Annotated in this window: 15 protein-coding genes and 1 pseudogene; 8 read left to right on the top strand and 8 right to left on the bottom strand. The window is 67.1% G+C overall.

Going from position 1 to position 22,218, the window contains the following annotated elements:
- Positions 1-2: 2 nt before the first annotated feature.
- The 4 genes from PIB44_RS12245 to PIB44_RS12230 form a co-directional block, all read right to left on the bottom strand.
- Entirely contained in the window at positions 3-659 is a 657-nt protein-coding gene (locus PIB44_RS12245; protein WP_278069587.1) for a thioredoxin domain-containing protein, read from the bottom strand.
- Positions 660-667: 8 nt separating this feature from the next.
- Positions 668-1,267, bottom strand: a complete 600-nt coding sequence (locus PIB44_RS12240; protein ID WP_278069586.1) for a DsbA family protein — start codon at positions 1,265-1,267, stop codon at positions 668-670.
- A gap of 30 nt (positions 1,268-1,297) precedes the next feature.
- On the bottom strand, positions 1,298-1,933 hold the full coding sequence (locus PIB44_RS12235) for a thioredoxin domain-containing protein (protein WP_134581458.1): 636 nt from the start codon (positions 1,931-1,933) through the stop codon (positions 1,298-1,300).
- Between the two features lie 104 nt (positions 1,934-2,037).
- Positions 2,038-2,595 carry a DUF721 domain-containing protein gene (locus PIB44_RS12230; RefSeq protein ID WP_278069585.1) on the bottom strand — a complete coding sequence of 186 codons (558 nt, stop codon included), beginning with the start codon at positions 2,593-2,595 and terminating at the stop codon, positions 2,038-2,040.
- 21 nt (positions 2,596-2,616) lie between these two features.
- Here PIB44_RS12230 and mutY point away from each other — a divergent pair, with 21 nt between their 5' ends.
- Positions 2,617-3,639, top strand: a complete 1,023-nt coding sequence (gene mutY / locus PIB44_RS12225; protein WP_278069584.1) for an A/G-specific adenine glycosylase — start codon at positions 2,617-2,619, stop codon at positions 3,637-3,639.
- Between the two features lie 219 nt (positions 3,640-3,858).
- Here the strand turns inward: mutY and PIB44_RS12220 are convergent, their stop codons facing one another.
- From PIB44_RS12220 to PIB44_RS12205, 4 genes are all read right to left on the bottom strand, one after another.
- Positions 3,859-6,006: an amylo-alpha-1,6-glucosidase gene (locus PIB44_RS12220; protein WP_278069583.1), complete on the bottom strand. Its 2,148-nt coding sequence runs from the start codon at positions 6,004-6,006 to the stop codon at positions 3,859-3,861.
- A 104-nt stretch (positions 6,007-6,110) separates the two neighbouring features.
- Positions 6,111-7,202 (bottom strand): glycosyltransferase family 4 protein, encoded by a 1,092-nt coding sequence (locus PIB44_RS12215; RefSeq protein ID WP_278069582.1) that lies wholly within the window; start codon positions 7,200-7,202, stop codon positions 6,111-6,113.
- 131 nt (positions 7,203-7,333) lie between these two features.
- The gene (locus PIB44_RS12210) at positions 7,334-8,413 is read right to left on the bottom strand and encodes a site-specific DNA-methyltransferase (protein ID WP_278069581.1); all 1,080 of its coding nucleotides are present in this window, start codon (positions 8,411-8,413) and stop codon (positions 7,334-7,336) included.
- 124 nt (positions 8,414-8,537) lie between these two features.
- Positions 8,538-10,643 (bottom strand): catalase, encoded by a 2,106-nt coding sequence (locus tag PIB44_RS12205; RefSeq protein WP_376787714.1) that lies wholly within the window; start codon positions 10,641-10,643, stop codon positions 8,538-8,540.
- Between the two features lie 121 nt (positions 10,644-10,764).
- Between PIB44_RS12205 and murC the strand changes: the two genes are divergently transcribed.
- The 7 genes and pseudogenes from murC to ftsZ all read left to right on the top strand — a co-directional run bounded on the left by murC (position 10,765) and on the right by ftsZ (position 22,203).
- Positions 10,765-12,210, top strand: a complete 1,446-nt coding sequence (murC, locus tag PIB44_RS12200) for a UDP-N-acetylmuramate--L-alanine ligase (RefSeq protein ID WP_134581454.1) — start codon at positions 10,765-10,767, stop codon at positions 12,208-12,210.
- 154 nt (positions 12,211-12,364) lie between these two features.
- The gene (gene murB / locus PIB44_RS12195; protein WP_278070990.1) at positions 12,365-13,273 is read left to right on the top strand and encodes a UDP-N-acetylmuramate dehydrogenase; all 909 of its coding nucleotides are present in this window, start codon (positions 12,365-12,367) and stop codon (positions 13,271-13,273) included.
- A 245-nt stretch (positions 13,274-13,518) separates the two neighbouring features.
- Positions 13,519-14,515: pseudogene (locus PIB44_RS12190) on the top strand (D-alanine--D-alanine ligase).
- On the top strand, positions 14,445-15,284 hold the full coding sequence (locus PIB44_RS12185; RefSeq protein ID WP_278069579.1) for a cell division protein FtsQ/DivIB: 840 nt from the start codon (positions 14,445-14,447) through the stop codon (positions 15,282-15,284). The pseudogene PIB44_RS12190 and the gene PIB44_RS12185 overlap by 71 nt, the downstream one beginning before the upstream one ends.
- 26 nt (positions 15,285-15,310) lie before the next feature.
- Positions 15,311-16,636: a cell division protein FtsA gene (ftsA, locus tag PIB44_RS12180; RefSeq protein ID WP_025976238.1), complete on the top strand. Its 1,326-nt coding sequence runs from the start codon at positions 15,311-15,313 to the stop codon at positions 16,634-16,636.
- Between the two features lie 353 nt (positions 16,637-16,989).
- Positions 16,990-20,337 (top strand): TonB-dependent receptor domain-containing protein, encoded by a 3,348-nt coding sequence (locus PIB44_RS12175; protein WP_278069578.1) that lies wholly within the window; start codon positions 16,990-16,992, stop codon positions 20,335-20,337.
- A gap of 261 nt (positions 20,338-20,598) precedes the next feature.
- Positions 20,599-22,203, top strand: coding sequence for a cell division protein FtsZ (ftsZ, locus tag PIB44_RS12170; RefSeq protein WP_278069577.1), 1,605 nt, complete (start codon positions 20,599-20,601; stop codon positions 22,201-22,203).
- Positions 22,204-22,218: the final 15 nt, after the last annotated feature.

The following is a 22,218-nucleotide window of genomic DNA, read 5'->3' as shown; positions in this document are numbered from 1 at the left end:
GATCAGCGCGCCCGGATCAACGGGTCGATGGCCGCCGACAGGGCCTGAAGCGAATGGTCATCGACCCGCTTGCCGTTGAGGAAGAAGGAGGGGGTCCCGGTCACGCCGGCGGCCACGGCGCCCTCGACCTCGGCCTGCAGGGCCTGGCCGACGGCGGGGTCCTTGAGGCAGGCCTCGATCTGCTCCTGAGTGCGGCCGCTGGCGGCGATGGCGGCCGCGAACCAGTCGCGCGCGTCGCCCTTTTCGAAGGCGGCGGCCTGACCGCTCATGAAGGCGCGGGCCACGTCGAAAAAGCGGCCCGGCGCGGCGCATCGCCCGATGCCCGCCGCCGTCGAGGCGATCTGGGCCGGGGCCGTCGGCATGTCGCGGAACACCAGCCTAACCTTGCCGGTGTCGATATAGCGAGCCTTGAACTGGGGCAGGACCTCATTGGTCCAGTCGGCGCAGTGATTGCAGGTGAAGGAAGCGTATTCGATCACCGTCACGGGGGCGTCGCCGCGGCCCATGATCCGGTCCGCCGCCGTCACGGCCGGAACCGCCGCCTGCGCGGAAGACGAGGATGCGGCGGACTTGCGGACCAGGTCCAGTGCGGCGGCCGGAGCGGCGCTCAGGCCGACAATCGCCAAGGCCGAAATAAGGGTCAGGATGCGACGGGTCATGAGGCGCTTTATAACAGGGGATCGATGTGGGCTGACAGGCCTGCCAGCGATTTGTCGTTCACGATCTGGCCGTTGACCATGAAGGTCGGCGTGCCGGTCACGCCCGCCGCCGAGGCCTGCCCGATCCGCTGTTCCAAGGCGGCGATGGCGGCCTTGTCCGAGGTGCAGGTCTTGAACTGCGCCTCGCTGAGCCCTGCGGCCTGCGCTGTGCGCAGCAGGACGTCGCGCGGGGCGGCGCCGCCGTGCATTTCGGCCTGTGACCGCATCAGATGGTCGATCACCTCGAAATATTTGTCCTCACCGGCGCAGCGGGCGATCAGAAATCCCGCGACGGCCACGTCCTGAGGGTGCGTCGGGAATTCGCGGAAGACGAAGCGGACCTTTTGGGTGTCGACGTATTTGGCCTTGAAATCAGGCCAGACCTGCTCGTTCCAGGCGGCGCACCCGGCGCAGGTGGTCGAGGCGTATTCGATCACCGTGACCTTGGCGCCCTCGGCGGCGCCGATCGCCATGTCGCCCTCGGCCGCCGCCCTCCCGCCGCCCCCCTGGCCGCAGGCGGACAGGATCAGGGCCATGACCGCCATGCCGACGACCGTTGAACGCTTCATCGTGTCCGCCCCCCCCCTCCGTTTGGACGTTTACTTCGCCAGCGCCGCGTCGATGGCTTCGGACAGGCCGGACAGGGAACTGTCGGCCACATTCACGCCGTTGACGGTGAAGTAGGGCGTGCCGTTCACGCCGGCGCTGATACCGGCCTGAATGCGTTTCTCCATCGCTTCGATGGCGGCCTTGTCGCGAATGCAGTCGTTGATCTGCTGCTCGCTGAGGCCCGCCGCCTGGCCGGCGCGGAACAGGGTGGTGCGCGGCGCCACGCCCGCCAGCCATTCCTTCTGGCTGGCCATGATGTCGTGAACGACGTCGAAATACTTGTCCGGACCAGCGCAGCGAGCGATCAGGAAACCGGCGACGGCGATGTCCTGCGGCGGCGTCGGGAATTCGCGGAAGACGAAGCGAACCTTGTTGTTGTCGACGTATTTCTTCTTGAACTCGGGATAGACTTCCTCATTCCAGACGGCGCAGTGGCCGCAGGTGATCGAGGCGTACTCCACCACGGTGACCTTGGCGCCTTCGGGCGCGCCCTGGGCCATGTCGCCTGCGACTTCGCCCCCGGCGCCGCCGCCCGAACACCCGGCCAGCACGGCCATCGAGGCCAGGGCGGCGGCGGACAGGGCGGCGCGGCGGCTCATGGCGGCGTATTTGAAGGTCGGGGCCATTGGAGGTCCTTGTCAGAAATGAGAGGCGGAACCGTCGCGCGATTCTCGCGCGCGAGCGAAAACGTCTGCATGTCGAGAACGCCGGCAGGGAGGATTTGTCAACGTCACTCTTCGCGCGGAGGCTGCGACAGCACGGCGCGGCCCAGCTTTCCCAGCGCCGCCTTCAGCCCGTCGGGGGCCCCCTCGACCGAGGCGTTCAGTTCCGCTTCCGTCGCGGCGGGCAGGGGCGGCAGGACGGCGCGGCCCCGCGGACGGGGCTTGGCGCCAGAGGCTGGCAAGGGCTTCACCGGGCCTTGGGCGATGCGCAGTTTTTCGACCGAACCTGCGCCCAGAAACAGGTTCACGCGCTGGATGATATCGGCCGACTGGTGCTGGACCAGCAGGGCGGCGGGCCCGGCCACGCGCAGCTCCAGCGTGCCGCCGGCGTTGCCGCGCCCCTTGGTCAGCTTCTGCGGGCGGGTGACGCGGGCCAGCCGCTCGCCCACGATTTCGACCCAGCGCGGCTCCAGGGCCGAGGCGCCGCGCCCGAACTGGGCGTCCAGCTTCTTGATCAGCGGCGCCAGCGAGCGCCCTGCCGGAGGCGGCGGTCGCAAGGCCGGGCGCGTCCGGCGCCGAGCCAGGATTTCGCGGGCTTCGCTTTCGGTGGGCAGGGGACGACGCATTCGTCCTATATAACCTGAGCGATGACCGACGTCCCCTCTCTCCGCGCCGCCCTGCTCGATTGGTACGACGCCCATGCGCGCAGCCTGCCGTGGCGCGCGCCGCCGGGGGCGCCGGCCAAGACCGACCCCTATCGCGTCTGGCTGTCCGAGGTGATGCTGCAGCAGACGACAGTCCCGCACGCCGCGCCCTATTTCGAGCGCTTCACCACCCGCTGGCCGACGGTGGCCGACCTGGCGGCCGTCGAGGACGCCGAGCTGATGGCCGCCTGGGCGGGGCTGGGCTACTACGCCCGGGCGCGAAACCTTCTGGCCTGCGCCCGCGCCGTGACGGCCGAACACGGCGGCGTCTTTCCGCGGACCGAGGCCGAGCTTCTGGCCCTGCCGGGGGTGGGCGCCTACACCGCCGCCGCCGTGGCCGCCATCGCCTTCGACCAGCCCGCCAACGTCGTCGACGGCAATGTCGAGCGGGTGATGAGCCGCCTGTTCGCGCTGGAGACGCCCTTGCCCGCCGCCCGGCCCGAACTGCGGCGGCTGGCGGCCCTGTTCGTGGACGAGCACCGGCCGGGCGACTGGGCGCAGGCGCTGATGGACCTGGGCTCGGGCGTCTGTCGGCCCCGGTCGCCGTTGTGCGAGCAGTGCCCGCTGGCCTTTGGCTGCGAGGCGCTGAAGACGGGAACGCCGGAACGCTACCCGTTGAAGACGAAGAAGGCTGAACGACCGCATCGGCGCGGCCACGCCTATGTGCTGACGGATGGCGAGGGGCGCGTCGCCCTGGTGCGACGGCCGGACAGGGGGCTGCTGGGGGGGATGGCCGGCCTGCCGACCTCGGACTGGAGCGCGGCGCCGGCGTTCGCCCCGCCGGTCGATGCGGACTGGCGCGCGGCTGGATCGATCGAGCATGTCTTCACCCACTTCAGCCTGACGCTGGAGGTGCATGTGGCGACGGGCGAGGGCGATTTCTCATGGACCCCGGCGGACGAGGCGGCCAAAGCCCTGCCGACCGTGTTCAGGAAGGCGCTGGAGCGCGGGCTTGGATCTGCTTGAGGGTTTGAGGCGCAGAGCCGTCGACGCAACCAACCCTTCTCCCCTTGTGGGAGAAGGTGGCTCGCGCAGCGAGACGGATGAGGGGTGTGTCCGCTCCGGCGTCTAGCTGCACACCTGCCGAAGTCACAAAGTTCAAGCCTAGCGCCGACACCCCTCATCCGAGCGCCTTGCGGCGCCCACCTTCTCCCACACGGGGAGAAGGAAAAGCGGATCCAGACCCTAGCCCGTCGCTCGTAAATTCACCGTCCCGCTGCGTTCGCGCGGCATGACCACCACGTGGCCGTTCAGGCGCTGGAAGTGCAGGTCGATCACGCCGTCGCCGACCTTCAGCCGGGTGATCGACAGTCGATCCAGCCCGGCGGGCAGGGCGGGATTGTTGACCTCGACCAGACCCTCGGCGGCGTCGATGTTCAGGCCCAGCACCGCCTGCATCATCAGGAAGACCGACCCCGCCGCCCAGGCCTGCGGCAGGCAGGCGACCGGATAGGCGATCGGCGGCTCGCCCGTCTCGCGCACGAAGCCGCAGAACAGTTCGGGCAGGCGCATCTGGAAATGGGCGGCCGAGCCGTAGATCTCGCCCAGCAGCATGGCCACCGCATGCCGCTCGCCGTAGCGGGCCATGCCGGCTGCCGCCAAGGCGGTATCGTGCGGCCAGACCGAGCCGTTGTGATAGCTCATCGGGTTGAAGCGGGCCTGCCCCTTGGCCAGTGTCCGCAGGCCCCAGCCGGAGCGGAACTCGGCCGTCAGCATCCGCCGCGTCACCCGACGCGCCCGCTCATGCGAAGGCAGGCCGGTGAACAGCAGGTGCCCGGCGTTGGAGCCGATTGCCCGGCACTGCTCGCCGTCGCCGTCCAGGGCGATGGCGTAGAAGCCCTCGTCCTCCATCCAGTAGCGCTCTTCGACCAGGGCGCGCAGCGTCTCTGCGCGGTTCGCCCATTCGTCGGCGCGGCCGTCGCCCAGGACGGCGCCCATTTCGGCCAGCGCCTTCCAGGCGGCGAAGGCGTAGCCCTGGACCTCCAGCAGGGCGATCGGCCCCTTGGGAAAGCGGCCGTCGGCGTGGAAGATGGAGTCCTCGGAATCCTTCCAGCCCTGGTTCGACAGCCCGGTGTCGGCCGCGCGGGCGTAGTCGATCAGACCGTCGCCGTTGCTGTCGCCATAGTCCTTCATCCAGCCCGCCGCCGCGATCAGATTGGGCCACAGGGCGCGGATCGTCTCATAGTCGTTGGTGCGCTTGGCGTAGGCGCCGGCCAGGGCGATGAACAGGCAGGTGGTGTCGACCCCGCCGTAGTAGAGGCCGAAGGGGACCTCTCCCAGCACGCTCATCTCGCCGCCGCGCGTCTCGTGCATGATCTTGCCGGGGGCGGAGTCCATGAAGGCGTTGGTCTCGGTCGCCTGGCGCGCGGCCAGATAGGTCAGCACCCCCTTGGCCAGGCCGGGGTCGATCCACAGCATCTGCCAGGCGGTGATGATGCCGTCGCGCCCGAACGGGGTCGAGAACCACGGCGTCCCCGCATAGGGATAGGGGCCGGTCGGCAGGTCGGTGACCAGCAAGGCGATATCGGCCCGCGACTGCCGCAGCCAGTCGTTGAAGCCCTGGTTGCGTCCGCCCTCGACGATGGCGCCGCGCCGCAGCCGCCGCCGCATGGCCAGCCGCGCCAGGATGGAGTGCCAGCGCCAGCGCTCCTCATCCGGCTGGTCGCAGGCGTCCAGGCCGCATTCGACGAACAGGTCCAGGCTGCGGCCGCGCGGCAGGCTGAACATGAACTCGGCGCGCGTGGCGCTGAGGCGGGCGGGCGGCTCCGAAAAGGCCAGGCAACTGGTGCGCTTCACCCCGTCCAGGCCGGTGTAGCTGAAGGTCACGCGCCGCCCGTCGATCACCGGCGGATGGATTTCGCCCTGCTGGGGCCGCACCGTGCCGCGCACCTGGAAGATGTCCGCGAAGTCGGCGTCAAACTCGAACGTCAGCGGCAGCAGGATGTCCTCGACGCCGTGGTTGACCATCCGCACCCGCTCGAACAGCCGCCGGTCCCAGATGAAGCGCCGCCGTTCCAGATGCAGCACGCCGGCCGGCGCTGATCGCCCGCCCATCGGCGGCAAGGGCCGATTGGTGGAGTGGCAGGTGAAGAAGACATTGTCCTTGGTCACGCCCGAGCTGAGGCGGGACGGCCGCGCCCGCCCGACGGTGAGGGCAAAGCGCGACAGCAGCCGGGTATCCTTGTCGAACAGGCCGTCGGCGCCCGCCTTCACATCCCCCCAATGATCGGCCACCAGGAAGGTGTCGCCGTCCTTGAGGGCCATCAAGGTCTCAAGGCCGTCCTGATCGTTGGTGTCGGCGGCCGTGACCTGGGTCGAATAGGCGTCGTCCATCAGCGTCTCCGCTTGCGGCTGGCTCCCCTGCGCAGCTGATAGGCGAACGGTCGGGAACGGGGTTCAGTTCAGACGAAAACAGCGTTCGCCTTCGGCCGGGGCCTCTAGGCCAGAGCGGCGAAGCTGCGCTCTTCCTCGATCGGCCGCATCGGCGCTGCAAACGGACGCCGCGCCAGCAGGTCGGCGTAGACGTCCAGATAGCGCCGCGCCATGGCGGTCGCCGAAAAGCGCAGATCGAAGCGGGCCCGGATGGCTTCCCTGTCCAGCCGGTGCGCATGGGCGGCGGCGGCGACCGCCTCTTCCATCGTGGACACGAGGAAGCCGGTGGCTCCCTCCTCAATGATTTCCGGCGTGGACCCGCAGGCGAAGGCCACGACCGGCGTGCCGCAGGCCATGGCCTCGATCATCACCAGGCCGAAGGGCTCGGGCCAGTCGATGGGGAACAGCAGGGCCTCCGCGCCGCCCAGGAAGGCTGATTTGTCCGCATCGCCGATCTCGCCGACGAACTCGACCAGAGAGTTGTTTCGCACCAGCGGCTCGATGACGGTCTCCCAGTAGACGCGGTCGGCGGCGTCTACCTTGGCGGCGATCTTCAGGGGCTTGTTCAGCCTGGTCGCGATCTCAATGGCCCGGTCCGGACGCTTCTCGGGCGAGATGCGGCCCAGGAAGGCCAGATAGCCCTGCGACTGGGGGGAGAACCGGTAGAGATCGCCCGGCATGCCGTGATGCACGGTGGCGCGCCAGTTCGCGTGGGGCAGGGGGCGACGCTGATCGTCCGAGATCGACACCAGGCCGAACTCGGGCCAGCGCGCATAGACGGGCGCCAGATCCTTGACATCAAGCCGGCCGTGAAGCGTCGTCACCGTCTTGTCGGCCCACCCCTGGAAAAAGGGGAAGTGGATCATGTCGGTGTGGAAATGAATGACGTCGAACTGGTCGGCGCTGTCCAGCACCTCGGCCAACTGGCTCATGTGCGCGGCGAGATCTGATTTCAGCGGCGCGGGGTCCAGGCGGATGGCCTGGTCGCGGACCGGCACCAGCCGTGCGCGGGTGCGGGCGTCGGCGCTGGCGAACAGGGTGACGTCGTGGCCGAGATCGACAAGGGCGTCGGTCAGATGCGCGACCACGCGCTCCGTGCCGCCGTAAAGCCGGGGCGGCACGGCCTCATACAAAGGCGTGACTTGAGCAATTTTCATGACAGGCTCCTGCGCCCGCGCGATACGCGGCGCCGAAACCTCAATCCGCCCGGCCAAGCCGGGTTCCAGCGTTGCCGGAACGATATTATTCAATCGCGCCTGTGAGTTAGGCGAAGAGCGAGATTCGCGCCCTACTGCATCCCGGCCCGGATCTCGGCGCGCAGGGCGTCGATGGGGCGCAGGCCCGTGTCCGTCTTAAAGCGCCAGTAGGTCCAGCCGTTGCACGCCGGGGCGTTTTCCAGCAGGGCGCCCAGCTTGTGGATCGAGCCGGTCAGGGCCCCGGACACCAGGGAGCCGTCGGCCCGCACCCGCGCCTCGCGCTCGCCCTTGGGGCAGTAGAGCTTGTCGCCGGGCGCCAGCAGGCCCGCCTCGACCAGGGCGCCGAACGGCACCTTGGGCTCGGCCTTCTTGGATCCGGTGACGACCAGGTCTTCCGGCGCGGCCGGGATGACGGCCTTGATGCGCTTCTCGGCCAGTTTGGCGTAGGTCTCGTCTCGCTCGATGCCGATGAAATGACGGCCCAGGCGCTTGGCCGCCGCGCCCGTCGTGCCGGTGCCGAAGAAGGGGTCCAGCACCACGTCGCCGACGCGGCTGGCCGACAGCAGCACCCGGTGCAGCAGGGCCTCCGGCTTCTGGGTCGGGTGAGCCTTGGCGCCGTCCTCGTCCTTCAGCCGCTCGTGGCCGGTGCACAGGGCCAGTGTCCAGTCCGAGCGCATCTGGGTGTCTTCGTTGAAGGCCTTCAATGCGTCGTAGTTGAAGGTGTAGCGCTTCTGCTCGCGCGACTTGGCGGCCCAGATCAGGGTCTCATGGGCGTTGGTGAAGCGCGTGCCCTTGAAGTTCGGCATCGGGTTGGACTTGCGCCAGATGATGTCGTTCAGCACCCAGAACCCCAGGTCCTGCATCGCCGCGCCCAGGCGGAAGATGTTGTGATAGCTGCCGATGACCCACAGCGAGCCCTCGTCCTTCAGCACCCGCCGGCATTCACCCAGCCAGGCGCGGGTGAAGGCGTCATAGGCGGCGAAGCTTTCGAACTTGTCCCAGTCGTCGTCGACCGCATCGACCTTGGAGTTGTCGGGACGCAGCAGGTCGCCGCCCAGTTGCAGGTTATAGGGCGGGTCGGCGAAGACCATGTCCACCGACTTGTCCGGCAGGCCTTTCAGCACCTCGATGCAGTCGCCACGCAGGATGACGTCGGTCTTCAACTCGGACATGGAAAAGCGGCCCCGGACAGATGAGGCGCTTATGGTGAATCCTTACGGTTAAGGCGGAGTAACCAAGATTCAGAACAGGCGAAGGAAATGGGGCGGCGCTCGGCGGCCGCCCCACCTCTCGTCGTCAGGCCAGGGTGCGTACCTTGGGTTCGCGGTCCCACTGGCGGGTGGCTGCGGGCTTGATGAAGGCGTCGGCCCCGTTCGACAGATCGACCACGCCGGCGTCCGCCTCGATCCCCGCCTTGTCGAGCAGGGGTTGGGCTTCGGGCGTATGACCGATGGCCTTCAGGTGCCCAAAGGCGTCCTTGGCGAAGTCGACGGCCGCGCCTTCGGTCAGCAACTGCTCGCAGCCGTCGGCCGACAGCACCAGGGCGACCGCGTCGAACAGCACCGAGGGCGCGCCCGCCAGCTGATGATCCGCCTTCAGCGTCGAGCCGTCCTTCAGCTTGGCCCCTCCGCGCTTGGGCGCGATCATCTCGACCGCCGCGCCGGCCGCCTTGGCCGCGTTCTGCACCGCCTTGACCACGGCCCCGTCGGCCCCGTCGGTGACCAGCACGCCGACCTTCCGCCCTTTCAGGCTGTCCGGGTATTTGCCGATCAGACGCACGGCGGGCGACGGGGCCAGGTCGATCGGCTCGGCCGCCGCCGGGGTCTTTTCGGGCAGGGCCATGCCCAGGCCGTCGGCGACCCGTTTAGCGAGGTCTTCATCGACGTTGCGCAGATTGCCCATCACGCGATTGCGGACGTGTTCCAGCGAGACCTTCGACAGTTCGAACACGATGGCCGAGGCCAGGTGAGCCTGTTCGGGCGCCGCCAGACTGGCGAAGAACAGCCGCGGCTGGCTGTAGTGGTCGGCGAAGGTCTCGGAGCGCAGCCGCACCTTCTCCTTCTCCACCGGCTCGCGGAAGCTGGTGAAGCCGCCCTTGGCGTCGGCGCGGGGGCCGCCGTCCTCTCCGGCCTGAGCCAGGCTGTTGGGCTCGTAGTTGGCGCGACCGGTCGGGACCTGCGTCTGCATATGGCCGTCGCGCTGGAAGTTCTGGAAGGGGCAGCCCTTGGCCTGGTTGATCGGAATCTGGTGGAAGTTCACCGTCCCCAGGCGCGACAACTGGGTGTCCTGATAGGAGAACAGCCGGCCCTGCAGCAGCGGGTCGTCCGAGAAGTCGATGCCCGGCACGATGTTGGTCGGCAGGAAGGCGGCCTGTTCCGTTTCGGCGAAGAAGTTGTCGGGGTTCCGGTTCAACGTCATGCGGCCGATGACCTTAAGCGGATGGACTTCCTCGGGGATGATCTTGGTCGCATCCAGGATGTCGAAGGGCAGGGCGTCGGCTTCGGCCTGGGTCAGCACCTGCACCGCGAAGTCCCACTGAGGGAAGTCGCCCTGGTCGATGGCGTCGAACAGGTCGCGGCGGTGGAAGTCGGGATCCGCCCCGGCGATCTTCACCGCCTCGTCCCAGCAGGTGGCCTGCGTCCCCAGCTTGGGCCGCCAGTGGAATTTGACGAAGTGCGATTCGCCCTTGGCGTTGACCAGGCGGAAGGTGTTGACCCCGAACCCTTCCATCATGCGCAGGGAGCGCGGGATGGCTCTATCCGACATGGCCCACATCACCGTGTGGGTGGTCTCGGGCATCAGGCCGACGAAGTCCCAGAAGGTGTCGTGGGCGGACGCGGCCTGCGGATAGCCGCGATCCGCCTCCATCTTCACGGCGTGGATCAGGTCGGGGAACTTGATGGCGTCCTGGATGAAGAAGACCGGGATGTTGTTGCCCACCAGGTCCCAGTTCCCCTCCTTGGTGTAGAACTTGACCGCAAAGCCGCGCACGTCGCGCGGGGTGTCGATCGAACCGGCGCCGCCAGCCACGGTCGAGAAGCGGGCGAACAGTTCGGTTTTCTCGCCGACCTCCGTCAGGATCTTGGCCGTGGTGTATTGTTCGAGGCTCTCGGTCAGCTCGAACACGCCGTGCGCGGCCGAGCCGCGCGCGTGGACGATGCGCTCGGGAATGCGCTCGTGGTCGAAATGCTGGATCTTCTCGCGCAGGATGAAGTCTTCGAGCAGCGTCGGTCCGCGCGGCCCCGCCTTCAGCGAGTTCTGATTGTCGCTGATCGGCGTCCCATGGTTGGTGGTCAGCCGCGTCTCGGGGGTCGAGGCCTGCTGGTGCAACTCCCCGCCTTGGCCGATGATGTCTTGGTTTGTCGAATTCTCGGGCACCGCGTCGCTCCTCCTGGCCGTCATGGCGAGCAACGAACGTTCGGTCTGCGCAATTGGGTGCGGGGTTCAGCCGATTTTACATATAATGCCGCGCAGGCGCCTGGGGCGTCTTCGCAGTCGGCGACGGTGCGGCTATGAGGCGTGCATGATCCGTCGTCTTCGCCCCGTTCCGTTCGCCCTTGGGCCTGTCCACTTCGTCGGCATCGGCGGCATCGGCATGAGCGGCATCGCCGAAATCATGCTGAAGATCGGCTATCAGGTGCAGGGCTCGGACGCCAAGGCCAGCGCCAACACCGAGCGGCTGGAGAAGCTGGGCGCCCGCATCTACATCGGCCACGACGCCGCCCATGTGAGCGAGGGCGTCTCGGCGGTGGTCTATTCCACGGCGGTCAAGGCGGCGAACCCCGAACTGGTCGTGGCGCGCGAACGCCGCATTCCTCTGGTCCGTCGGGCCGAGATGCTGGCCGAACTGATGCGGCTGCAATTCTCTATCGGCGTCGGCGGCACCCACGGCAAGACGACGACGACCTCCATGGTCGCGGCCCTGCTGGACGCGGGTGCGCTGGACCCGACGGTGGTCAACGGCGGCATCATCAACGCCTACGGCACCAACGCCAAGGTCGGCGACGGCGACTGGATGGTGGTTGAGGCGGACGAGAGCGACGGCTCCTTCCTGCGCCTGAAATGCACCGTGGCGATCATCACCAACATCGACCCGGAGCACCTGGACCACTACGGCGACTTCGACGCGGTGAAGAAGGCCTTCTGCGACTTCATCGAGGACATTCCCTTCTACGGCTTCGGCGTGGTCTGCCTCGATCACCCCGAGGTGCAGAAGCTGGCGGCCCGGATCGATAACCGCCGTCTGGTCACCTATGGCCTCAATCCGCAGGCCATGGTGCGCGCTGACAATGTGCGGATGGACCCGGACGGCTCGCGCTTCGATGTGGTCATTCAGGGGCAGGGCATGGCGGCTCTGGACGAACCGGCGCGCATCGAGAACCTGCACCTGCCGATGGCGGGCTGGCACAATGTATCCAACGCCCTGGCCGCCATCGCCGTGGCGCGCGAGATCGGGGTGGACGACGATTCCATCCGCGCGGGTCTGGCGGGCTTCGGCGGGGTCAAACGGCGCTTCACCACCACGGGCGTCGCCCACGGGGTGCGGGTGATCGACGACTACGGCCACCACCCGGTCGAGATCGCCGCCGTGCTGAAGGCCGCGCGCCAGGTGGTCCACAACGCCGATAATCCGGGTCGCGTCATCGCCGTGGTCCAGCCGCACCGCTACACCCGCCTGCGCGACCTGATGGAGGAGTTCTCCACCTGCTTCTCGGACGCGGACAGCGTTCTGGTGGCCGACGTCTATCCGGCGGGCGAGCAACCGATCGAGGGCGTCGACAAGCACGCCTTGGTCGAGGGCGTGCGCCGCTACGGCCATCTCCACGTCGCTGCGCTGGAGAACGCCGCCGCCCTGCCGCGCGTGATCCGCGAAGAGGCGAAGCCGGGCGATCTGGTCGTCCTGCTGGGCGCGGGCGACATCACCAGCTGGGCCTACGCCCTGCCGGCGCAGCTAGAGGCGCTAGGCTGAACCTCCCCACCATCCGCTCATCCCCGCGGAGGCGGGGACCCAGTGCTTTGGCCTCAGGCGGCGACGCTCGGGGTCTTGCGCGGGTTGTCATGAGCGGGCATCGCAGCAGCTCTTACTTGGGTCCCCGCCTCCGCGGGGATGAGCGGAAATAATGATGCCTTGGCGCGATAATCTCCCCGCCGTGCGCGGCAAGCTGCTGCTGAACGAGCCGCTGGGGCCTTACACCTGGTTCCGTGTGGGCGGCGCGGCGGACGCCCTGTTCATCCCGGCCGACGCCGACGATCTGGCCGATTTCCTGAAGGCCCTGCCCGAAAGCGTGCCCGTCACGGCGATCGGCGTCGGCTCCAACCTGATCGTGCGCGACGGGGGCGTCGAGGGCGTGGTGATCCGTCTGGCGGGCCGCGCCTGGGGCCAGGTGACGGCCGACGGCGACACCGTCACGGCGGGCGCAGGCGCGCTGGACAGCATGGTGGCGCGCGCCTCGGCCAAGGCGGGCATCGCCGGGCTGGAGTTCTATGCGGGCATCCCCGGCTCCATCGGCGGCGCCCTGACCATGAATGCGGGCTGCTACGGCTCGGAAACCAAGGACGTGCTGGTGTCCGCCTGGGGGCTGAACCGCAGGGGCGAGCGGGTCGAACTGTCCCTGGCCGACTTCGGCTACACCTACCGCCATTCCAACGCCCCGGCCGACATCATCTGGATTGAGGCAACCTATCGCGGCGCGCCCGACGCGCCGGAGGCCGTCGCCGCCCGCATCAGCGAGATCACCGAGCGCCGCGAGAAGACCCAGCCGATCCGCGAAAAGACCGGCGGATCGACCTTCAAGAACCCGGACGGCCATTCCTCGTGGAAGCTGGTCGACGACGCGGGCTGGCGCGGCAAGCTGCATGCCGTCACCGGAGGCGGCGCTAAGTTCAGCGAGTTGCACTCCAACTTTATGATCAACCCCGGCGAGGCGACCGCCGCCGACATCGAGGGGCTGGGCGAAGCCGTCCGCGCCGACGTGCTGGAAAAGACCGGCGTGCAGCTGAACTGGGAAATCAGGCGGATCGGGCGTCCGTAATCCTTCTCCCCTTGTAGGAGAAGGTGGCCCTTCAGGGCCGGATGAGGGGTGTCGGCGCGACAGTTCCTGATTTCCAGCCGCTCACCCAGCGCCGTCGCACCCCTCATCCGTCAGGCTCCGCCTGCCACCTTCTCCCACAAGGGGAGAAGGAAAATGGTGACGAATTTCCTTCCACGACCCCGTATCGTTTCCAACCGGTTAACCGTATTCAGGGCATAGGGGCGGGCTAGTCTTCGGATGTTGCCATGCGTGCGCCCCTGAACACCCTCCATGTCGCTGTCCTGATGGGCGGCCTGTCGTCGGAACGCGAGGTCTCGCTGTCCTCGGGTCGCGGCTGCGCGGACGCCCTGGAAGGGCAGGCGGCCAAGGTCACGCGCGTCGACGCCGGGCGCGATCTGGCCCAGGTGCTGACAGCGCTGAAGCCCGACGTCGTCTTCAACGCCCTGCACGGCAAATGGGGCGAGGACGGCTGCGTCCAGGGCATCCTTGAGACGCTGAAAATTCCCTACACCCACTCCGGCGTTCTGGCCTCGGCCCTGGCGATGGACAAGGACAAGTCCAAGGCCGTGCTGCGCGCCGCGGGCGTCATCGTGCCCGGCGGCGGCCTGTTCGATCGGCACGAGGTCGCCAGCCGCCACGTCATCGACCCGCCCTATGTGGTCAAGCCGAACGCCGAAGGCTCCTCGGTCGGGGTCTTCCTGGTGCGCGAGGGCGCCAACCGTCCGGTGGCCGAGGTCGGCGCCGCCGACTGGGCCTATGGCGACCAGGTGATGGTCGAGCCTTTCATCGCCGGCAAGGAGCTGGCGGTCACGGTCCTGGGCGAGGCGACCGGTCCGCGCGCCCTGACCATCACCGACATCACCCCGACCAAGGGCTTTTACGATTACGAGGCCAAATACGCCGAGGGGGGCTCCACGCACGTCCTGCCGGCCGAGCTGCCGCCGCACGTCTTTGACAAGGCTTTACGCCAGGCCGAGCTGGCTCACGCAGCCATGGGTTGCCGAGGGGTTTCCCGCGCCGACTTCCGTTATGACGATGTTAACGACGTTCTCGTTCTGTTGGAGATCAACACCCAGCCCGGCATGACCTCGACCTCGCTCGCTCCCGAGCAGGCGGCCTATGTCGGGATGGATTATCGCGAACTGGTTCGTTGGATGGTGGAGGACGCCTTATGCCCGCGGTAGTGCGCGGCGGTCGGCGACAGTCTTCGGGCAAGGGCGGCGCGCGCGGCGCTCCCCCTAGCCGCGCGGCCGCGATCGGCCGGCTGGACATGTCGCCTCGCGTGGTGGCGGCGACCCTGGTGGTGGGCGTCGGCATCGTCGCGGCCGTGCTGGCCACCGGCGCGCGCGCCGAGCGCATCTCGACGGCCGCCACCGAGCGCTTTGACGCCGTCACGACCGGCATGGGTCTGAAGGTGCGCCAGGTTCACGTCACCGGCGCCTCGCCCGAGGCCGCCGCCGCCGTGCGCGCCGCCGTCGGCGTCCATGCCGAGCAGCCTATCGTCAGCCTGGACCTGGCCGCCGTGCGCGACCGGGTGCAGACCGTCGGCTGGGTCAAGGAGGCGCGCGTGGTGCGCCTGTTGCCCGACACCCTGATCGTGGACGTCAAGGAACACGACCGCCTCGCCGTCTGGCAGGTCGGCGGCAAGGCTCACGTCATCGATGCGCAGGGTCTGGTGATCAACGGCGCCGACGCGGGCCGCTATCCGCGCCTGCCGCTGGTGGTGGGCAAGGGCGCCGATCAGGCCGCCTCCGACGTTCTGCCCCTGCTGGCCCAGCGTCCGCGCCTGATGGCGAAAATCGACGCCCTTGTCCGCGTGGACGAGCGCCGCTGGGATCTGCGCCTCAAGGACGGCGCCCTGATCCAGCTGCCTGCCGTGGATCAGGAATCCGCCCTCATCCGCCTCGACGCCCTGGACCAGCGCGAACGCCTGCTGGACCTGGGCTTCGCCCGCATCGACCTTCGCACGCCCGAAGAAGTGGCCGTCCGCCCTTCCGAAGGCGCCGTTTGACTTTCTGACCTCTTAGGACACGACCCATGGTTGGACGCAGCCGAGACATGAAGCCGGAACAGGGCAGGGGCGCGCCGCGCGCGCCGGTCGTGGCCGCGCTCGATCTCGGCCAGTCCAAGGTCGCCTGCTTCATCATGAAGCCGGACGGCGTGCGCCACGCCGACCGCACCATCCGCGTCGCCGGCGCCGGCCACGTCCAGTCGCGCGGCGTCAAGGGCGGGGCCATCGTCAACATGGACGAGACGGCGCAGGCCATCGGCCACGCCGTCGAACGCGCCGAGCGCGCGGCGGGGGCCCCGGTCTCCGGCGTCGTCGTCACCACGGCTATCGGCCAGATGGCCAGCCACCGGGTGCAGGCGCGCGTCTCCCTCGGCTCGCACCCGATCAGCGACGCCGACCTGGCCCGCGCCATCGGCATGGCCCTGGCCCAGATCCGCCTGCCGAACCGGCGCCCGATCCACGTCCTGCCCATCGCCTGGTCGGTGGACGGGGCGAGGGGCGTGCACGATCCGCGCGCCATGCGCGGCGGCTCGCTCGGGCTCGACCTGCTGGTCGTCTCCATGTCCGAGGGCTCGTTCAACGCCCTCAGCCACTGCCTCGAACTGGCCCACCTGGACCTGCAGGGCGTGGCCGCCGCGCCCGTCGTCTCTTCCCTCGCCGCATTGGAAGAGGATGAGATGGAGCTGGGCGCCCTTTGCATCGACATGGGCGGCGGCTCGACCTCGGCGGCGGTCTGGGGCGGGCGCTCCCTGCTGCATATCGAAAGCCTGAACGTTGGCGGCGACCATGTGACCGCCGACATCGCCCGCGGCCTGTCGACCTCGCGCGTGGGCGCCGAGCGGCTGAAGACCCTGCACGGCTCGGCCATGGCATCGGCCAATGAAGACCGCGAAATGCTCGAAGCCCCGCCGCGCGGCGAGGACGCCTCGGCTGGCCCCGTCATCGTCCCGCGCGCCATGCTCAAGACCGTCATCGCCCCGCGCGTGGAAGAGACGCTGGAGCTGCTGCGCGACCGCCTGAAGCACGCAGGCATGGGCCTTGAGCCCGGTGCAGGCCTGGTCCTGACCGGCGGCGCCAGCCAGTTGAACGGCGTGCGTGAACTGGCCGTGCGCGTCTTCGACCGCCCGGTGCGCCTGGGCCGTCCGCAACGCGCGCCCCACCTGGCCGACGCCGCTGCCGGTCCAGCCTTCTGCTCGGCCGCCGGCGTCCTGCTGCGCGCCGCCTACGGCCCGCGCGAGGCTGTCTCCGCCCGCAAACTGATGTCCCGCCAGATCACAGCCGCCGACGCGCCCAAGGTGCATCGCGGCGGCATGGTCGCCCGCGCGGCCGGATGGTTGCGGGATAATCTGTAGGCAGTTGCGCGGGGCTTACGCAGCTCCGACGCTTCGGGCGTCAGTCCTATCATTATGTTCGTAGTGACGGCTCAGCGCTGAGCCGTTTCCCGCGCTTGCTGTTCTGCAGGCGCGAATCTGCCGCTTGACGCCTGGCCCAGTTTCAAAAATTATTATTCGCTGAGCTTCGTTTCGCTTGCCTTGTTCAGGCCCTAACTGCGGCGCGGTTGTGGCCGTATTGTTACACGAACGACGTTTATTGGCCCCATTCACGACACAAAGCTTGCTTGCCGGCCGCTATTGGTTAGACCCAAGCTAACAAGGGTCCTTCAATTCCCTGGGCGCTTTGAGTTTAACAAGTTGGGGCACATCCAATGAAAATGAACCGCAGTTATCTTTTTGGGACGACGGTCCTGGCTGGCGTCATGGCGATCTCGGCGCCGGCGCTGGCGCAGTCGACGCAGCCCGATGAGCAGGTTTCCCAGGTCGAAGAGATTGTCGTCACGGGTTCGCGTATTCGCCGTGACCCGACCACCTCGCCGACTCCGCTGATCCAGGTTCAGCGCGAGCAGCTGCTGGAAAGCGGTCAGTCGACCATGATCGACTACCTGGCCACTATTCCTGCTCTGTCGAACTCGGTGGTGCCTTCTGATACGACCGGCTCGGGTCTGGGCGATGGCGGCCTGTCGCTCGCTAACCTTCGCTCGCTGGGCTCCAACCGCACCCTGACGCTCGTCGATGGCCGTCGCCATGTCGGCTCGAACGGCGGGTCTTTGGCGGTGGACGTGGACACCGTTCCGCGCCTGCTGATCCAGAACGTTGAAATCGTGACCGGCGGCGCCTCGTCGGTCTATGGCGCCGACGCCGTGTCGGGCGTTCTGAACTTCGTCCTGCGTAAGGACTTCGAAGGCGTTGAAATCGACGCCAACTACGCCCGCATCAACGAAGACGGTCAGAGCGCTCGCCGTATTTCGGCGTTGGTGGGCAAGAACTTCTTCAGCGATCGCCTGAACGTCTACGGCCACGCTGAATATGAAGTGTCCGACGCCGTCACCTCGATGGATATCGACTGGCTGCGTCGCGCACCGGTCATGCTTGGCATGGACGCTGATCCCACGTCGACCGCCATTGGCCCCAACTACGACGGCATCATCGACAACCTGATGTTCTCGGGCGTGGTCCGTCTGGATCGCCCGCGTTGGGGTTCGCTGACGATCGCCAATGCGCAGCAGCCGAGTCCTTCGACCAATCCGAACGTGCCGGTCGCGAATTGTACGAATGTGAACGTCGCGAACTGCTATTCGGTTGATCCGGCCAAGACCTATTGGTTCGACGGCGGCACGGCTCGTCTGGCGAACTTCGGTTCGCGTGTCGGCGTGGTCGGCAATAACCGCCCCTATAACATCGGCGGCGACGGCGAAAACCCGTCGATGTTCTCGACCGATAGCCGTGTTCCGGAATCGGAATCGCAACGCTATCAGACGGGTGCGACCTTCCATCTGAATGACAATGTGAAGGCTTACGCTGAAGCGAAGTATATCAAAGAAAACACGTTTGATATTTCTCAGCCGACGTTCTTCGATGTGTATCTCGCCGATGGCTACACTGGAAAGAATGAAACTAACTACATCCTTGGTACCTCGTCGTTTATCCTGAACTACTCGGATAACGCCTATCTGCCGTCGAATATCAAGGATGCTATTCGCACCAATATGGTGACGAACTACGCCAACCCGACCGCGACGGCGCCGGGAGCTCCGTTGGCCGCTGTCAACCGCCAGTGGGCGCGTCATGCCATGTTCGGCCCGGACCGCAGTCAGGATAATGATCGTGAACTGCAACGCTATGTCGTGGGCCTGACCGGCGACCATGACTCGTTCGGCCCGATCAAGAACCTGAGCTGGGATATCGGCTACACCTACGGCCAGGCGAAGATGCAGAACACTGAGCGTGGTGTTGACGTCCTGCGCTTCAACCTTGCTGCCGATGCGGTCGTGGACACTGCCGGCGTCGTCAACGGCAAGGCAGGCGAGATCGTCTGTCGCGCCAAGCTGATACAGGCCAACGGCGGCTTCGTTGAAGACTGGAATGTGGGCGGCGACCTGCGTGACACGCCGGGCGGGAAGGCTGCTCTGGACCAATGTACGCCGCTGAACATTTTCGGGGTCGGTAACCAGAGCGCTGAGGCGTTGAAATATATCGACGCGTCGATCACTGTCCATGAGCTGAACCGTCAACACGACGCTGTCGCGTCCGTGTCGGGCCAACTGTGGGATATGTGGGGCGCTGGCGCCATTGGCGTCGCGGTCGGCGCTGAATACCGCAAGGAATACACTGAGGCCGTCGGGCGCGACAAGGATACCGCAGGGCGTTGGTTGTTCCTGAATACGGGGCCGGATTTCGATGGGGCGTCCTACGAGTCGCGCGAACTGTTCGCGGAACTCTCGGTGCCGTTGTTCCGTGACAGCTTCCTGGGCGAATATGCCGAGCTGAGCGGAAGCTATCGCTACTCGGATTATTCCACGATCGGCGGGCAGGACGTTTATGGCGTCAACTTCGTTTATCGTCCGATCCGCGATATCGCTTTCAAGACCAGCTTCAACACGTCCATCCGCGTTCCGAACCTGGGTGAAAACTTCAGGCCCTTCACCGAGACGTTCGGCAACAGCTTTGCAGATCCCTGCGCCACGGCCATCATTTCGCGTCTGGCCGATCAGGACATTAAATCGTACCGGATCGCCAACTGTACGGCGTTGGCGGCTCAGAAGGGCCTGACCTTCGACTTTGCTGGTACGACCGCCGATCCGGACGACGATTTCGTTCCGGGCGCCCCTTCGACCGGCGTCTACGCTTCGGGCGTGGCCGGCGTTTCTGGCGGGAATACCAACCTGCGCCCGGAAACTTCGGAATCCTTCACCTTCTCGGTGGTCTGGCAGCCGAGCTTCATCCCGAACTTCTCGACGGTGCTCGACTACTATGAGATCCGGATCGAGGACGTCATCGCCACGCCGTCGGCTCAGGGGCTTGCGGAATCCTGCGTCAGCAGCGGTCCGAACCTGAACCCGGACGCCTGTTCGCTGGTCTACCGCAACGTCGCGGCCGTGGCTGGCACCTCGGCGGCCGACCGCTCGGTGGGCTTCCGTGTCGGCGCTCCGAATGGTGATCCGGTCGGCGGTTTCCGTCAGCAGCCGATCAACTACGCCAAGATGGAAACGCGCGGCCTCGACTTCACCGCTCGCTATTCCTTCGACTCGGAAGAAATGATCGGCCGCAACTGGGGTCGTTTCGACTACAGCATCGGCGGTCTGTGGCTGATCCAGCAGGATAACTTCCTGTCGACGGCAAACCCGAACGCCTACACCCCGCTGGCGTCGCGGCCCTTCTATCCGCGCGTTCGTTTCACGTCTCGCCTGGCCTGGTCGCCGAACCAGGACTGGACCGTTACCTGGGTGGCTGACTGGCAGACCTCGCAGGACATCGTGAATTATCGCGACTTTGTGAACAACCCTGACAACCAGCCGGTCGAGTACCTGCGTACGGGTGACTTCGTGCGTAACGACCTGACGATCCGTTGGAATGTTCGTGACGACCTGACCCTGCGTGCTGGCGTCACCAACATCTTCGACGCCGAGCAGGCTCCGTGGCTGGGCACTACCCTCTACTCGAACTTCGACCCCTATGGTCGTCGCTTCAATATCGGCCTGAACTACCGTCCGTGGTAAGACTAGGCTGATGAGCTAAGATGAAAGGGCGGCTTTTCGGAGCCGCCCTTTTTTCATGTCCGAGGCTCAAGAGCCGCCGATCCTGGAAATATTTGCAGCTACGCTAGGGCGCCTGGCTTCCAAACTGGCCGACTCACGCTACCGAGGGTAACTCTTCGTTAACTCAGACAGGGTTTTCCTTAACGCGCTCATAACCAATGCGATTCGGCGGGGAATTCGCGTTGGGGACGAAGGGCAGGGTCCTTAGGTCGGAATTACATAATGTCTCTCTCGCTGGTCAGGCCGGAAGCCACGGAATTGAAGCCCCGCATCGTCGTGTTCGGCGTGGGCGGAGCCGGCGGCAACGCCGTCAACAACATGATCGACTCCGGCCTCGAGGGGGTGGAGTTCGTCGTCGCCAATACTGACGCCCAACATCTGAGTTTCGCCAAGACCGACCGTCGCATCCAGCTGGGCGAGACCATCACCCAAGGCCTGGGCGCGGGCGCCCACCCCGAGGTCGGCATGAACGCCGCCGAGGAAAGCGCCGACGAGATCCACGCGCACCTGGAAGGCGCGCACATGGTCTTCATCACCTGCGGCATGGGCGGCGGCACCGGCACCGGCGCGGCGCCGGTCATCGCCAAATGCGCGCGCGATCGCGGCATCCTGACCGTAGGCGTGGTGACCAAGCCCTTCACCTTCGAAGGCCGTCACCGGATGCGCTTGGCGGACGCTGGCGTGGCCGAGCTGCAGCGCTACGTCGACACCCTGATCGTCATCCCGAACCAGAACCTGTTCCGGGTCGCCAACGAGCGCACCACCTTCTCCGACGCCTTCGGCATGGCCGACCAGGTCCTGCACTCGGGCGTGCGTTCGATCACCGACCTGATGATCCTGCCGGGCCTGATCAACCTCGACTTCGCCGACGTCCGCGCCGTGATGAGCGAGATGGGCAAGGCGATGATGGGCACGGGCGAGGCCACGGGCGACGACCGCGCCCTGCTGGCGGCCCAGAACGCCATCGCCAACCCCCTGCTGGACGAAACCAGCTTGAAGGGCGCCAAGGCCGTGCTGGTGAACATCACCGGCGGGATGGACATGACCCTGCTGGAAGTCGACGAGGCCGCCAACGCCATCGCCGGCGAAGTGGACGGCGACGCCAACATCATCTTCGGCGCCGCCTTCGACCCGGCCTTGGACGGCAAGATCCGCGTTTCGGTCGTGGCGACCGGCATGGACGAGGCCGTCATCCAGCAGATCGAGCCGCAGGGCCAGACGTTCAGCCGTACGGGCGCGCCGTCGGCGGCTGCGCCGCGTCAGCCGGAGGTCCGCATCGACCCGGTGCGCGACGCCGCGCCGCAACCCGCGCCGGCTCCGACCTATGAAGCCCCGGCCGCACGCGCGCCTGAGCCTCGGATCGAAGCCAAGCCCGAGCCCGTGATCCACGACGCGCCGCGCAACCTGGAGCCGATCGTCGATCCGTGGGTCGAGGAATACGAGCAGGGCGGCGGCCGCGGCCAGACCGCAGCCTCGTCGGAACAGGGCGACCTCTATTTCGACCGCGCCCCCCAGCGTCAGCAGCCTGCGCCGCAGCAACCGGCCCAGCACTCGACCCAGCGTCCGGCCGCCCGTCACGAAGAGCCGGCCGAAGAGCCCTTCTATGACGAGCGCGACCACCGCCGCAGCGGCTGGAGCCTGTTCGGTCGCAAGCGCCAGCAGCCGCAGCAGCAGCCCTCCTACGCGCCGCCGCCGTCGTCGAACCGCACGACCCAGCAGCTGCGTCAGACCCAGTCGATCCAGCCGCAGCATCAGGACCCGCAACTGGGCCAGAGCGAAGACGACGACCTGGAGATTCCCTCCTTTCTTCGCCGCCTCGCGAACTGACCGCCTTAAGCGGCC

Origin of the sequence: Brevundimonas sanguinis (genome assembly GCF_029636725.1) — a bacterium.
GTDB classification, from domain to species: domain Bacteria; phylum Pseudomonadota; class Alphaproteobacteria; order Caulobacterales; family Caulobacteraceae; genus Brevundimonas; species Brevundimonas sanguinis.
This window is presented reverse-complemented; position numbering and strand designations above follow the sequence as displayed.